We start from the raw sequence: 14,217 nt of genomic DNA, 5'->3' as shown, positions 1-14,217 counted from the left end.
GAGCACCATGGCACTGACCTCTCCCCGGCGCTCCGCGCTCTCCGATCAGGTGATCGCGGAGCTGCGGAACCAGATCACGTCGGGCGCGTGGCCGGTGGGCTCACGCATCCCCACCGAGCCCGAGCTGGTCGAGCAGCTCGGCGTGGCGCGCAACACCGTCCGCGAGGCGGTCCGCGCCCTCGCCCACAACGGGCTGCTGGACATCCGCCAGGGCTCGGGCACGTATGTCGTCGCGACCAGTGAGCTGGCCGGGGTGATGCACCGCCGGTTCGCCGACGCGGATCCCCTGCACGTCGCGGAGCTCCGCTCCACGCTGGAGTCCTCGGCCGCGCGGCTGGCCGCCCGGCGCCGTACCGAACGCGATCTGCGGCAGCTCGACACGCTCCTCGCGCGGCGCGAGGAGGCGTGGTCCGCGGGGGACGCGGAGCGGTTCGTGGCGGCCGACGCGACCCTGCACCTCGCGGTCGTCGCGGCCTCGCACAACGAGGTGCTGACGGCGCTCTACGCGGATCTGGGCCATCTCCTGCGCGACTGGCTCCGCGACGGCGTGGGCCGGGAGCTGCGCCCCGAGAACCACATGGACCACGCGCGGCTGGTGGCGGCGATCCGGGCCGGCGACGCGGAGACGGCGGCGGCCGAGGCGGCCAGCTACACCGAGCACTGCGTGGTCACGGGCGTTCGTGGCTGACCCGTACGGAACGGATCTCCTTCCAGCACCGGTCGGCGAGCCGGACGTATCCGGCGGCCGGGATGTCAACGGCCGCGCCGACGGTGTCGATGTCCCACCAGCGCGCGCAGTCCACGTGCAGCCGGACCCGGTCCGTCTCGGGGTACGGGTTGTGGCAGTACGCGAGGGCGCGGGAGCCCCGTATCTCCGTACGGCAGGTGGCGTGGAACCGGTCGGCGCCCGGGCGGTCCTGGCCCGGGCGCCCGGCGGCCACGGTGAACGCCGAGGCGACCAGCACGGCTGCTGAGAGAACGGCCGCCCGGCGACGGTGACGGGAGAGGCGGGCGAGGCGGGAACGGCGGGGACGCATACGGGCACCTCCTCCCCCACCGCACGGCGCGTTGCGCCCAGTGTGCGGCGAAGCGGCGCACTTTTCGACTCGGGGAGCCGGGGAGAAGCGCGGGAGCCGCGTGCCGTCCCCGGGACGGAACACGCGGCTCCCCAGCACTGCCGAGAGGTGTCAGCCCCCGGTCAGGCACCCATCATGTGCACGCCGCCGTCGACGTGGACGATCTCGCCGGTGGTCTTCGGGAAGAAGTCCGACAGCAGGCCGACGACACCGCGCCCGGCCGGCTCCGGGTCCGAGAGGTCCCAGCCGATCGGAGCCCGGTGGTTCCAGACGTCCGCGAGCGACTCGAAGCCCGGGATCGACTTGGCCGCCATCGACTTGAGGGGGCCGGCCGAGATCAGGTTGCAGCGGATGTTCTGGGCGCCCAGGTCACGCGCGAGGTAGCGGTTGGTGGACTCCAGGGCCGCCTTGGCGACGCCCATCCAGTCGTACTTGGGCCAGGCGACCTGCGCGTCGAAGGTGAGGCCGACGACCGAGCCGCCGCGCCCCATCAGCGGCAGGCACGCCGTCGTCAGCGACTTCAGGGAGTACGCCGAGACGTGCACCGCCGTGGAGACGTCCTCCCAGCTTCCCTCCAGGAAGTTGAAGGCGCCCTGCGGGCCGAAGGCGATGGAGTGCACGATGCCGTCGAGCCCGGCACCCTCGCCCTGGTGCTCACGGATCTTGTCGGCCAGCCCGTCCAGGTGCTCCTGGTTGGTGACGTCCAGCTCGATGACCGGGGCGGGCTTGGGCAGCCGCTTGGCGATGCGCTCGACGAGCGAGAGCCTGCCGAAGCCGGTGAGGATGACGTCCGCGCCCTCCTCCTGCGCCACCTTGGCGGCCTGGAAGGCGATGGAGGACTCCGTGAGGACCCCCGTCACGAGAATGCGCTTGCCGGCGAGGATTCCACTCATGTGATCAGTGACCCATGCCCAATCCGCCGTCAACGGGAATGACGGCTCCAGTGATGTACGAGGCGTCGTCGGAGGCGAGGAACCGCACCGTCGCGGCGATCTCCTCCGGCTGCGCGTAACGGCCGAGCGGCACCTGCGAGACGATGCCCGCGCGCTGCTCGTCGGTGAGTACCTGTGTCATGTCGGTGTCGACGAAGCCGGGCGCGACGACATTGAAGGTGATGTTCCGCGAACCCAGTTCACGGGCGAGGGAACGGGCGAACCCGACCAGACCGGCCTTGGACGCGGCGTAGTTCGCCTGCCCCGCCGAACCGAGCAGCCCGACCACGGACGAGATCAGCACGACCCGGCCCTTCTTGGCCCGCAGCATCGCGCGGTTGGCGCGCTTGACGACGCGGAAGGTTCCGGTGAGGTTGGTGTCGAGCACGGACGCGAAGTCCTCCTCGGACATCCGCATCAGCAACTGGTCCTTGGTGATACCGGCGTTGGCCACCAGCACCTCCACGGGACCGTGCTTCTCCTCGATCTCCTTGTATGCCTGCTCCACCTGCTCGCTGTCGGTGATGTCGCAGCGGACCGCCAGGCAGCCCAGCTCCGTGAGAACCTGCGGCGGCTCGCCGGAGCGGTAGGTGATGGCGACCTTGTCGCCGTTGTCGGCGAAGGCACGGGCGATGGCGAGGCCGATGCCCCGGTTTCCTCCGGTGACGAGAACCGAGCGGCTCAACGGATCAGCCTTTCCTCAGGGGGTCTGCTACCCCTGAAAACCTATAGGTCCCACCCGTTCCGCGGGGACTCGGCCCCTGACAGCGCCTCGGGGCACTCCCTGTCGGATCCCTACAGAAACGCGCCGGGTCCGATCGCCGCACGGACCCGCCGCGGGCTCACTCCCCGCCGTACAGCCGGTCAAGATCCATGAGCAGTGCCTGTACCGCGTCTACCACACACGGCGCCGCGCTCGGCCGAGGAGCCGTAATGGGCCTCCGGACCGGCTGCCCCGCATGATTCACTGCGGACGCATGGAAGGTGCGACAACCAGAGCGTGATCAGAAGGGAAGGCAGCACGTGCCCCACGAGGTAGATCAGTCGTTCCTGGCGCTGCCGCTGCGGGCGCTCGCCGACGCCGCGCTCGCGCGGGCGCGGGCGCTCGGTGCGCAGCACGCGGATTTCCGGTTCGAGCGGGTGCGCGGCGCGGCCTGGCGGTTGCGGGACGGGAAGCCCGCCGGGTCCTCCGACACCACCGATCTCGGGTACGCGGTCCGGGTGGTGCACGGCGGGGCCTGGGGTTTCGCGTCCGGGGTGGATCTGACGATGGACGCGGCGGCGCGGGTCGCCGGGCAGGCCGTGGCGATGGCCAAGCTGTCGGCGAAGGTGATCGCCGCCGCGGGGTCCGACGAGCGGGTGGAGCTGGCCGAGGAGCCGGTGCACGCCGAGAAGACCTGGGTGTCGGCGTACGAGATCGATCCGTTCACCGTCCCCGACGAGGAGAAGAGCGGGCTGCTCACCGAGTGGAGTGAGCGGCTGCTGCGGGCGGAGGGCGTGGCGCATGTGGATGCCTCGCTGCTCACCGTCCACGAGAACAAGTTCTACGCGGACACGGCGGGCACCGTCACCACCCAGCAGCGGGTACGGCTGCATCCGCAGCTCACGGCGGTCGCGGTCGACGGCAAGAGCGGCGAGTTCGACTCGATGCGCACCATCGCGCCGCCCGTCGGCCGGGGCTGGGAGTACCTGACCGGGACCGGCTGGGACTGGGACGCGGAGCTGGAGCGCATCCCGGAGCTGCTCGCGGAGAAGATGCGGGCGCCGAGCGTCGAGGCCGGAACGTACGACCTGGTCGTCGACCCGTCCAACCTGTGGCTGACGATCCACGAGTCGATCGGCCACGCCACCGAGCTGGACCGGGCGCTGGGGTACGAGGCGGCGTACGCGGGGACGTCGTTCGCCACGTTCGACCAGCTCGGGACGTTGGCGTACGGCTCCCCGGTGATGAATGTGACGGGTGACCGCACCGCCGAGCACGGGCTCGCCACGATCGGGTACGACGACGAGGGCGTCGAGGCGCAGTCGTGGGACCTGGTCAAGGAGGGCACCCTCGTCGGCTACCAGCTCGACCGCCGGATCGCGCAGCTCACCGGCCTCGGCCGGTCGAACGGCTGCGCGTACGCGGACTCGCCGGGGCATGTGCCCGTGCAGCGCATGGCGAACGTCTCGCTGCGGCCGGATCCGGGCGGGCTCGCCACGGAGGATCTGATCGGCGGGGTGGAGCGCGGGATCTATGTGGTCGGCGACCGGTCGTGGTCGATCGACATGCAGCGCTACAACTTCCAGTTCACGGGGCAGCGGTTCTTCCGGATCGAGAACGGCAAGCTGGCGGGCCAGCTCCGCGATGTCGCCTACCAGGCGACGACCACGGACTTCTGGGGCTCGATGGAGGCGGTCGGCGGACCGCAGACCTATGTCCTGGGCGGCGCCTTCAACTGCGGCAAGGCACAGCCCGGCCAGGTGGCGGCGGTCTCCCACGGCTGCCCGTCGGCGCTCTTCCGCGGCGTCAACATCCTTAACACCACGCAGGAGGCCGGGAGGTGACCGCGGCGATCACCCGGCCGGGGGTCCGGGGGTCGTCCCCCGGGACAGCACAGTCTCAACACGACGCAGGAGGCGGGCCGATGACCACAACGACCCCGATCGGCCGGGGGTCCGGCCCGCGGCGGAGCCGCCTGCAAGCAGAGTGTCCCCCGGGACAGCACAGTCTCAACACCACGCAGGAGGCAGGCCGTTGACTTCCCCGACTTCCCCCACGAGCCGTATCAGCGCGCCGCACGAGATCGTCGAGCGCGCCCTCGACCTGTCCACCGCCGACGGCTGTGTGGTCATCGCCGACGAGCAGTCCTCCGCCAACCTCCGCTGGGCGGGCAACGCGTTGACGACCAACGGGGTCACCCGGGGCCGTACGCTCACCGTCATCGCGACCGTGGACGGGGCGCGGGGCACCGCCTCCGGGGTCGTGTCACGCTCCGCGGTCACCGCCGACGACCTGGAGCCGCTGGTGCGGGCCGCCGAGGCCGCCGCGCGGGGGGCCGGGCCTGCCGAGGACGCGCAGCCGCTGGTGGGGGCGGGGCAGGTGTCGGGGGACTTCACGGACGCGCCCGCCGAGACGACCTCCGCCGTCTTCGCCGAGTTCGCGCCGGCACTCGGCGAGTCCTTCGCCCGGGCCCGGGCCGGCGGCCGGGAGCTGTACGGTTTCGCCAACCACGAGCTGACCTCCACGTATCTCGGTACGTCGACGGGCGTACGGCTGCGCCACGACCAGCCGAGCGGCACGCTGGAGCTGAACGCGAAGTCGCCCGACCGCTCGCGCTCCGCCTGGGCCGGGCGGGCCACCCGCGACTTCACGGACGTGGACCCGGCCGCCCTCGACGCCGAGCTGGCGCGGCGCCTCGCCTGGGCCGAGCGCAAGGTGGAGCTGCCCGCCGGGCGGTACGAGACGCTGCTACCGCCGACCGCCGTGGCCGATCTGCTGATCTACCAGCTCTGGTCGTCGGCGGCCCGGGACGCGGCCGAGGGCCGTACGGTCTTCTCCCGGCCCGGCGGCGGCACCCGCGTCGGGGAGAAGCTGTCGGAGCTGCCGCTCACGCTGCGCAGCGACCCCGGCGAGCCCGGTCTGGAGTCCGCGCCGTTCGTGATCGCGCACGCCTCCGGCGACGACGCCTCCGTCTTCGACAACGGGCTGCCCCTCGCCCCCACGGAGTGGGTACGCGGCGGCACCCTGGACCGTCTGATCACCACCCGGCACAGCGCCGCCCTGACCGGGCTCCCGGTCGCGCCCGGCATCGGCAATCTGATCCTGGACGGCGGGGGCGGGCGCTCGCTGGACGAGATGGTCGCGGACACCTCGCGCGGGCTGCTGCTGACCTGCCTCTGGTACATCCGCGAGGTCGATCCGGCGACCCTGCTGCTCACGGGGCTGACCAGGGACGGTGTCTATCTGGTCGAGAACGGTGAGGTCGTCGGCGAGGTGAACAACTTCCGGTTCAACGAGTCGCCCGTCGATCTGCTGTCCCGGGCCGCGGAGGCCGGCCGTACGGAGAAGACGCTGCCGCGCGAGTGGGGCGACTGGTTCACCCGGGCCGCGATGCCCGCCCTGCGCATCCCCGATTTCAACATGAGCTCGGTCAGCCAGGGTGTATGACCCCCATAGACTGGTGATTCGGCGCGGCATCATCCGCGCTGTCCGAGTGTGCACCATCCGAGGAGAGAAACGACCGTGACGGACATCGTCGACGACCTGAAGTGGCGCGGGCTCTTCGCCCAGTCCACCGACGAGGACGCCTTGCGCAAGGCGCTCGCGGACGGTCCCGTCACGTTCTATTGCGGCTTCGACCCCACCGCGCCCAGCCTGCACGTGGGCCATCTGGTGCAGGTGCTGACCGTACGCAGGCTCCAGCGGGCCGGGCACCGGCCGCTGGCGCTGGTGGGCGGGGCCACCGGGCAGATCGGTGACCCGCGGCCGACCGCCGAGCGCACGCTGAACGACCCGGAGACGGTGGCGGGCTGGGTGCAGCGGCTGCGGTCGCAGATCGAGCCGTTCCTCTCCTTCGAGGGCCCGAACGCGGCGACCATGGTCAACAACCTGGACTGGACCGCGGGCCTGTCCGCGATCGAGTTCCTGCGGGACATCGGGAAGCACTTCCGCGTCAACAGGATGCTGACCAAGGACTCGATCGCGCGGCGGCTGGAGTCCGACGAGGGCATCAGCTACACCGAGTTCAGCTACCAGCTGCTCCAGAGCATGGACTTCCTGGAGCTGTACCGCCGGTACGGCTGTGTCCTCCAGCAGGGCGGCAGCGACCAGTGGGGCAATCTCACGGCCGGCCTGGATCTGATCCACCGCCTGGAGCCGGGCGCCGAGGTGCACGCGCTGGCGACGCCGCTGATGACGAAGGCGGACGGCACCAAGTTCGGCAAGACGGAGGGCGGCGCGGTCTGGCTCGACCCGGAGATGACGACGCCGTACGCGTTCTACCAGTTCTGGCTGAACGTGGACGACCGCGACATCTCCGCGTACAGCCGCATCCTCAGCTTCCGGTCCCGTGAGGAGCTGGAGGAGCTGGAGCGGGCCACGGCGGAGCGTCCGCAGGCGCGCGCCGCGCAGCGGGCACTGGCGGAGGAGCTGACGACGCTGGTGCACGGCGCGGAGCAGTGCGCGGCGGTCATCTCGGCCTCCCGGGCGCTCTTCGGCCAGGGCGAGCTGACGGAGCTGGACGAGGCGACGCTGGGCGCGGCGCTCTCCGAGGTGCCGCGCGCCGAGGTCACGGAGCTGGCGTCGGTGGTGGATCTGCTCGCCGCGGTGGGTCTGGCGCCGAGCAAGTCGGCGGCGCGGCGGACCGTCAAGGAGGGCGGCGCGTACGTGAACAACGTGAAGGTCGCGGACGGCGAGGCGGTCCCGGACCGTACGGAACTGCTGCACGGCCGGTGGCTGGTGCTCCGCCGTGGGAAGAAGAACCTGGCCGCGATCGAGGTCACGGCGGGCTGAGCCGAGCCGGCGCGTCACGACGCCGAGTCGGCGCGTCAGGACGACGCCGGGTGACGACAGCACCGCGGCCGGGGGGGCGGGCCCAGCGCCTTCCCCCTCCGGCCGCGGTGCTGTCGTACTCCCCGCCCGGGAGGGGAGGGGGTCCCGGAATCCGTCAGATTCGCTCCCGGGTGCCGGTGGTGCCCGTGCCCTTGCTGCCGCGGATCGTCTGCCAGAGCTTGGCGACCAGCGCGACCACGATGACGGCCCCGATGAGCTGGAGCACGTGCCGGGTCCAGTCGACCCCCTTGGTGTCGGCCACCCCGAGCCAGCCGGCGACGGCGTTGCCGAGCACGCTGCCCAGGATCCCGCAGAGGATCGTCAGCCACAGCGGGATGTTCTGCTTGCCCGGGATGATCGCTTTGGCGATCAGGCCGAGCACCAGGCCCACGATGATGACCCACAACCAGCTCATGGTCGCCTCCTCACGCGGCGCGATGTGCGCATGAGGGCCAGTCTGTGGCGATCGCCCATACGGCGCATGTCGGACGCGGCCGTACGGGGCGTGACGAGCGGCGTCGGCCGGACCGACGAGGGGCGTCGGTCGCTCTGAAGGGTGACCCCCTCTCGTCGCCGCCGGGCGCCGGGCGTACCGTGAGGGGTACTCCGGTCCGGGGAGTCCGGCGGCGGGAATCGGGTGGTGGAACGTGATGCGCAAGCAGAGCGGCACGGAGGTCTTCCAGATCACCGGGGCCCGTACGGGACTGGCCGAGGATGTACGTGGCCGGCAGCGCCGGTATGTGATCTCGATGACGGTGCGGACGCTCTCGGTGATCGCCACGGTGGCCCTGTGGAACGTGCAAAGGCCTGTCGCGATCGTGACGCTCGCCCTGGGGGTGCTGCTGCCCTATGTGGCGGTGGTGATCGCCAACGCGGGCCGGGAGAACTCCCCCGCACTGCCCGCCACGTTCGTGGCCACGCCGACACTGCCCCCGATGATCGCGGCGCCGCCCGCGCCCGGTACGGCGCAAGCGGGGGCCGGGGGCACCGGCCGGGAGTACCGCGAGGGGCCGTCACCGACACATGAACCGACGTGACGAGAGGCGGCGGACACCGGCGGGAGCGGACTCACCGCGTCCGCCTGAGGCAGGCGCAGCCTCAGGAAAAGCTCAGATCAATCGTGAAGTTCCGGTGCACGGCACCCCATTGCGCGTGACATACTTTGCAGGCGCTCCGCATCCCCCGTCGGAGCGACGGACCGACGCCGGGCAGCTCCCCCCGTGGCTGCTCGGCGTCGCCTTTTCCGGGGTCGAGCGCGGTCTTTTCCGTCCTAGGGTGGGTGGGTGAACTTCCCCCTCTTCCCCACTCCTGATTCCCCCGACGACAGCGCGGCTCCGGTCTGCTCGGCGAAGGGCTGCCGGGACGCCGCCGTCTGGGTCCTCGCCTGGAACAACCCCAAGCTGCACACGCCGGAGCGCCGCAAGACCTGGCTGGCGTGCGACGCGCACCGGGAACACCTTTCGTCGTTCCTGGGGGTGCGCGGGTTCCTCAAGGAGGTCGTGACCCTGGCGGAGTGGGAGGAGCGCGAGGAGCCCGGTTCAGCCTCCGATGGCTGACATGGGCCGGTCCGGCTGGAGGAACGCGGGATCGTCCAGACCGGAACCGGCCTTCTTTCCCCACATCGCCAGCTTCCAGAGCGTGGCTATCTCCTCGTCGGGGGCGCCCGAGCGCAGGGCGGCCCGCAGGTCGGTCTCCTCCCGGGCGAACAGGCAGGTACGCACCTGGCCGTCGGCCGTCAGCCGGGTGCGGTCGCAGGCGCGGCAGAAGGGACGGGTGACGGAGGCGATCACCCCCACGCGGTGCGGGCCGCCGTCCACGAGCCAGCGTTCGGCGGGCGCCGAGCCCCGTGCGCTCCCGCTCTCCTCGGTCAGCGTGAAGCGGGTCCGCAGCGAGGCCAGGATGTCACCGGCCGTGACCATGCTGTCGCGCTTCCAGCCGTGCTGCGCGTCGAGGGGCATCTGCTCGATGAACCGCAGCTCGTAGCCGTGTTCGACCGCCCAGGCCAGCAGGTCGGGGGCCTCGTCCTCGTTGACCCCCGGCATCAGGACCGTATTGACCTTGACGGGGGTCAGCCCCGCGTCACGGGCCGCGCGCAGTCCGTCGAGGACGTCCCGGTGGCGGTCCCGGCGGGTGAGGGCCTTGAAGGCGTCGGGCCGCAGGGTGTCGAGGGAGACGTTGACGCGGTCCAGCCCGGCGGCCTTCAGCGCGGCGGCCGTACGCACCAGCCCGATGCCGTTGGTGGTCAGCGACATCCTGGGGCGCGGCTCCAGCGCCGCGCACCGCTCCACGATGCCGACGAGCCCCGGCCTGAGCAGCGGCTCACCGCCGGTGAAGCGGATCTCCTCGATGCCCAGACGCGTCACGGCCAGCCCGATCAGCCGGACGATCTCGTCATCGGTCAGCAGCTCGGTTTTCGTGAGCCACTGGAGACCCTCCTCCGGCATGCAATAGGTGCACCGCAGGTTGCACTTGTCCGTGAGTGAGACACGAAGGTCCGTGGCAACCCGGCCGTAGGTGTCGATGAGCACGCTGGCCCCTCCCGGTGATGTCTGGTGGTGGGTATGGCTCCCCGGTGACCGGCCAGTGACCGGCCGGTGACCGGCCGGTGATCGGATCCGGACTCCTTCGAGCCTACGTCAGACCTCCAACACCGTTGTCGGTGCTGACAGCAGCGGGGCCGCGTCGCGGGATTCCACGACGCGGCCCCGGATCAGGACTCGTTCACCCGATCGAGGTCAGTGCGCCCCCGTACCGGTGAGGGACTTGACCTCCAGCTCGGCGTACTTGCCGCTGTCGGGCTCCTCCTTGGAGAGTACGGTGCCCAGCCAGCCCAGCAGGAAGCCCAGCGGGATGGAGATCAGCCCCGGGTTCTCCAGCGGGAAGAAGTGGAAGTCGACGTCGGGGAACATCGACGTGGGCTTGCCCGAGACGACCGGCGAGAAGAGCACCAGCAGGACGGACGAGGACAGACCGCCGTAGATGGACCACAGGGCGCCCTGGGTGGTGAACCTCTTCCAGAACAGGCTGTACAGGATCGTCGGCAGGTTGGCCGAGGCGGCGACGGCGAAGGCGAGCGCGACCAGTCCGGCCACGTTCAGATCGCGGGCCATGGCACCGAGTCCGATGGAGACGACACCGATGGCGACGGTCGCCCAGCGGGCCGCGCGGACCTCCTCCTGCTCGGTCGCCTCACCCTTGCGGATCACATTGGCGTAGATGTCGTGGGCGAACGACGAGGACGAGGCGAGCGTCAGCCCGGCCACCACCGCGAGGATGGTGGCGAAGGCGACCGCCGAGATCACGGCCAGCAGGATCGCGCCGCCCGTCGACCCGGCGCCACCGCCGATCTCCAGGGCCGCCAGGGGAGCCGCCGTGTTGCCCGCCTTGTTGGAGGCGATGATGTCGTCCGGCTTGAGGAGCGCGGCGGCGCCGAAGCCGAGGACGATCGTCATCAGGTAGAAGGCGCCGATGATGCCGATGGCCCAGATGACCGACTTGCGGGCCGCCTGCGCGGTCGGCACGGTGTAGAAGCGGATCAGGATGTGCGGCAGCCCCGCCGTACCGAGGACCAGGGCGATCCCCAGCGAGATGAAGTCCAGCTTCGAGGTGGCCGTCGCACCGTACTTGAGACCGGGCTCCAGGAAGGCCGCGCCCTTGCCGCTGTTGCTCGCCGCCGTGCCCAGCAGGTCGGAGAGGTTGAAGTGGAACTTCCACAGGATCAGGAGCGTGATCAGCAGGGTGCCCGCGATGAGCAGGACGGCCTTGACCATCTGCACCCAGGTGGTGCCCTTCATGCCGCCGATCGTGACGTACACGATCATCAGCAGGCCGACCAGCGCGACGATCGCGATCTTCCCCGCGTCGCTGGTGATGCCGAGCAGCAGGGAGACCAGCACGCCCGCGCCGGCCATCTGCGCCAGCAGGTAGAAGATCGACACGACGATGGTGGAGGTGCCCGCGGCGGTACGGACCGGGCGCTGGCGCATGCGGTACGCGAGGACGTCGCCCATCGTGTACCGGCCGGAGTTGCGCAGCGGTTCGGCGACGAGCAGCAGCGCGACCAGCCAGGCGACCAGGAAGCCGATGGAGTAGAGGAAGCCGTCGTACCCGAAGAGCGCGATGGCCCCGGCGATCCCGAGGAACGACGCGGCGGACATGTAGTCGCCGGAGACGGCGAGGCCGTTCTGGAAGCCGGTGAACTGCCGGCCGCCCGCGTAGAAGTCCGAGGCGTCCTTGGTCTGGCGGCCGGCCCAGACGGTGATGATCAGGGTCGCCACGACGAAGAGCCCGAAGAGCGTGATGATCAGCGGCCGGTGCTCGCTGGCGTCGCCGGCGGCGGCGAGCCGCACCGGGGCCGACTGGCCGAGGAGAGTGACGGGATGGCTCATGCGTCCGCCTCCATGCGGGACTTGATGGCCTCGGCCTGCGGGTCGAGCTTCCGCGCCGCGTGCCGCGAGTAGACCCAGGCGATGAGGAAGGTGGTGGCGAACTGCGCGAGGCCGAGGACCAGCGCGACGTTGATGTTGCCGAAGACCTTGGTGCCCATGAAGCCGCCCGCGTAGTTGGACAGCAGGACGTAGAGCAGGTACCAGGCGATGAAGGCGACGGTCAGCGGGAAGGCGAAGGAGCGGTACGTACGGCGCAGTTCGCCGAACTCCTCGCTCTGCTGCACCGCGACGTACTGGGCCGTCGTGGGCTGGGCCGTCGTGGGCCCGTCCTTCTCGATCCGGACCTGCGGAGCCCCGTCCTCCGGGGCTCCCTCGGGTGTGGACGGGGCGGTGCTGGTGTCCGTACCGCCCTCGGGCGGCGGCGGTGTGTCGGAAGCCACGGACTCTCCTCGTGACGCGGGTGCGGTGGGGTGGTTCATGGGGACGGGAGACCTCACAGGAATCGCGTAGGCACTGGTCCCCCTGACAACGGCACGGGAGGCGTGGCGAAGCGGTTCAACACCGGCCTTTTTCTTCCGGTTCTTCCGGAAAGGATTCGGGAAGTGATTGATGAGCGCGGCTGGTCGGCGATAACTTCACTGGTCATGTACCCGTCCAGGCGTAGCCCGCGCCCGGACGGCTCTCACGGATGATGTGGAGAACCCATGGCTCATCTGGGATCCAGACGGCGGCGCGTCCTCGCGCTGCCCGCAGGTCTGGCCCTCACCGTCACGCTCGGCTTCCTGCCGGCGGGTACGGCCACGGCCGCGGTCACGGCCCCGGAAGGCGGCCCGTCCGCCCCCGTCGTGACGGACGGGCCGAAGCTCTCGTACGTGGTCAACACCCGCGGCGGACGCTCCACGGCCCGGTCGGTCGAGAAGGCGATCGGCAAGGCCGGCGGCACGGTGGTGACGACGTACGACCGCATCGGGGTCATCGTCGCCACCTCGCAGAACCCCGACTTCGCCCGGACCGTCCGCAAGGTCAGGGGCGTCGACTCGGCCGGGGCGACCCGTACCTCGCCGCTGCCCTCCCAGTCCACGACGGACCTCGGGGCGCCCCGGGCGGTAACGGCCGAGGAGATCGCGGCGGCGACCGCCAAGGCCGAGCGCGCCAACAAGCAGGCGGGCGGGGCGTCGGGCCGGGCACTGGCCCAGGACCCGCTGGAGCCCTTGCAGTGGGACCTGCCCGCCATCAAGGCGGACAAGGCCCACGAGAAGACCCTCGGCAGCAAAAACGTCACTGTGGCGGTCATCGACACGGGCGTGGACGACACGCACCCGGACATAGCCCCGAACTTCGACCGCGCCGCCTCGGTCAACTGCGTGAGCGGCAAGCCCGACACGGCGGACGGCGCCTGGCGGCCGACCGCCGAGGAGAGCCCGCACGGCACCCATGTGGCGGGTGAGATAGCCGGGGCGAAGAACGGCGTCGGGATCACCGGTGTCGCGCCGGGCGTGAAGGTCGCCGGCATCAAGGCGTCCACCCCGGCCGGGTACTTCTTCACCGAGGCCGTCGTGTGCAGCTTCGTCTGGGCCGCCGAGCACGGCGTGGACGTGACGAACAACAGCTACTACACCGACCCGTGGTACTTCAACTGCACGAGCGACCCGGACCAGAAGGCCCTGGTCGACTCGATCACCCGGGCCACCCGGTACGCGGAGAGCAGGGGCACGGTCAACGTGGCCGCGGCGGGCAACGAGAACTACGACCTCGCGGCCGACTCGATCACCGACCCGAGCAGCCCGAACGACTCGACGCCGGGTGAGCGGGTCATCGACCCGTCCGAGTGCTTCGACATACCGACCCAGCTGCCCGGCGTGGTGACGGTCGCCTCCACCGGCGCCAAGAACCTGAAGTCCTCGTTCTCCAACCACGGTCTGGGCATCATCGACGTCGCGGCCCCGGGCGGCGACTCCACCCGCTACCAGACCCCGGCCCCGCCGGCCACCAGCGGTCTGATCCTCGGCCCGTTGCCGGGCGGCGGCTGGGGCTACATGGCCGGTACGTCGATGGCCTCCCCGCACGCCGCGGGCGTGGCGGCGCTGCTGAAGTCGACGCACCCGCACGCCCCCGCGTGGGCGATCAAGGCGCTGCTGAAGGCGCAGGCGGACGACGTCGCCTGCCCGGAGGCGTACGACATCGACGGTGACGGCCGGATCGACGCCGTCTGCGAGGGCGGCGAGCGCTACAACAGCTTCTACGGGGCGGGCCTGGTCGACGCCCTGGCCGCCGTCAGCAAGTAGCGG

Annotated in this window: 14 protein-coding genes; 7 read left to right on the top strand and 7 right to left on the bottom strand. The window is 70.9% G+C overall.

The window, feature by feature from the left end:
• Positions 1-7: 7 nt before the first annotated feature.
• Positions 8-688, top strand: coding sequence for a FadR/GntR family transcriptional regulator (locus ACFTZC_RS14905; protein ID WP_382889546.1), 681 nt, complete (start codon positions 8-10; stop codon positions 686-688).
• Here the strand turns inward: ACFTZC_RS14905 and ACFTZC_RS14900 are convergent.
• The 3 genes from ACFTZC_RS14900 to fabG form a co-directional block, all read right to left on the bottom strand.
• Positions 669-1,037: a hypothetical protein gene (locus ACFTZC_RS14900; protein ID WP_382889544.1), complete on the bottom strand. Its 369-nt coding sequence runs from the start codon at positions 1,035-1,037 to the stop codon at positions 669-671. The genes ACFTZC_RS14905 and ACFTZC_RS14900 overlap by 20 nt on opposite strands.
• Positions 1,038-1,198: 161 nt before the next feature.
• Positions 1,199-1,969, bottom strand: coding sequence for an enoyl-ACP reductase FabI (gene fabI / locus ACFTZC_RS14895; RefSeq protein WP_382889541.1), 771 nt, complete (start codon positions 1,967-1,969; stop codon positions 1,199-1,201).
• A 4-nt stretch (positions 1,970-1,973) separates the two neighbouring features.
• Complete coding sequence (fabG, locus tag ACFTZC_RS14890) at positions 1,974-2,693, bottom strand: 3-oxoacyl-[acyl-carrier-protein] reductase (protein ID WP_365818582.1); 720 nt, start codon at positions 2,691-2,693, stop codon at positions 1,974-1,976.
• Between the two features lie 338 nt (positions 2,694-3,031).
• Between fabG and ACFTZC_RS14885 the strand changes: the two genes are divergently transcribed.
• The 3 genes from ACFTZC_RS14885 to tyrS all read left to right on the top strand — a co-directional run bounded on the left by ACFTZC_RS14885 (position 3,032) and on the right by tyrS (position 7,502).
• Positions 3,032-4,555, top strand: a complete 1,524-nt coding sequence (locus ACFTZC_RS14885; protein ID WP_382889538.1) for a TldD/PmbA family protein — start codon at positions 3,032-3,034, stop codon at positions 4,553-4,555.
• Between the two features lie 190 nt (positions 4,556-4,745).
• Positions 4,746-6,158, top strand: a complete 1,413-nt coding sequence (locus tag ACFTZC_RS14880) for a metallopeptidase TldD-related protein (RefSeq protein WP_382889536.1) — start codon at positions 4,746-4,748, stop codon at positions 6,156-6,158.
• 75 nt (positions 6,159-6,233) lie between these two features.
• The gene (tyrS, locus tag ACFTZC_RS14875; protein ID WP_382889534.1) at positions 6,234-7,502 is read left to right on the top strand and encodes a tyrosine--tRNA ligase; all 1,269 of its coding nucleotides are present in this window, start codon (positions 6,234-6,236) and stop codon (positions 7,500-7,502) included.
• 154 nt (positions 7,503-7,656) lie between these two features.
• Here the strand turns inward: tyrS and ACFTZC_RS14870 are convergent, their stop codons facing one another.
• The gene (locus tag ACFTZC_RS14870) at positions 7,657-7,956 is read right to left on the bottom strand and encodes a GlsB/YeaQ/YmgE family stress response membrane protein (RefSeq protein WP_382889532.1); all 300 of its coding nucleotides are present in this window, start codon (positions 7,954-7,956) and stop codon (positions 7,657-7,659) included.
• Positions 7,957-8,191: 235 nt separating this feature from the next.
• Here ACFTZC_RS14870 and ACFTZC_RS14865 point away from each other — a divergent pair, with 235 nt between their 5' ends.
• Positions 8,192-8,578: a DUF3099 domain-containing protein gene (locus ACFTZC_RS14865; protein ID WP_382889530.1), complete on the top strand. Its 387-nt coding sequence runs from the start codon at positions 8,192-8,194 to the stop codon at positions 8,576-8,578.
• A 246-nt stretch (positions 8,579-8,824) separates the two neighbouring features.
• Complete coding sequence (locus ACFTZC_RS14860) at positions 8,825-9,097, top strand: hypothetical protein (RefSeq protein ID WP_382889528.1); 273 nt, start codon at positions 8,825-8,827, stop codon at positions 9,095-9,097.
• On the opposite strand, the gene moaA is transcribed toward ACFTZC_RS14860, so the two are convergent.
• The 3 genes from moaA to ACFTZC_RS14845 all read right to left on the bottom strand — a co-directional run bounded on the left by moaA (position 9,080) and on the right by ACFTZC_RS14845 (position 12,369).
• Positions 9,080-10,069, bottom strand: a complete 990-nt coding sequence (gene moaA / locus ACFTZC_RS14855; protein WP_382889526.1) for a GTP 3',8-cyclase MoaA — start codon at positions 10,067-10,069, stop codon at positions 9,080-9,082. The two genes, ACFTZC_RS14860 and moaA, sit on opposite strands and share 18 nt — an antisense overlap.
• 207 nt (positions 10,070-10,276) lie before the next feature.
• Complete coding sequence (locus ACFTZC_RS14850) at positions 10,277-11,929, bottom strand: cation acetate symporter (RefSeq protein WP_382889524.1); 1,653 nt, start codon at positions 11,927-11,929, stop codon at positions 10,277-10,279.
• On the bottom strand, positions 11,926-12,369 hold the full coding sequence (locus tag ACFTZC_RS14845) for a DUF485 domain-containing protein (RefSeq protein ID WP_382889522.1): 444 nt from the start codon (positions 12,367-12,369) through the stop codon (positions 11,926-11,928). The genes ACFTZC_RS14850 and ACFTZC_RS14845 overlap by 4 nt, the downstream gene beginning before the upstream one ends.
• Before the next feature lie 264 nt (positions 12,370-12,633).
• On the opposite strand from ACFTZC_RS14845, the gene ACFTZC_RS14840 reads away from it, so the two are divergent.
• Positions 12,634-14,214 carry a S8 family serine peptidase gene (locus ACFTZC_RS14840; protein ID WP_382889520.1) on the top strand — a complete coding sequence of 527 codons (1,581 nt, stop codon included), beginning with the start codon at positions 12,634-12,636 and terminating at the stop codon, positions 14,212-14,214.
• Positions 14,215-14,217: the final 3 nt, after the last annotated feature.

The sequence above is a fragment of the Streptomyces sp. NPDC056987 genome, from assembly GCF_042673865.1.
Classification (GTDB): Bacteria; Actinomycetota; Actinomycetes; order Streptomycetales; family Streptomycetaceae; genus Streptomyces.
Note: the sequence above shows the minus strand (reverse complement) of the source record. Positions and strands in the feature narration are given on the sequence as shown.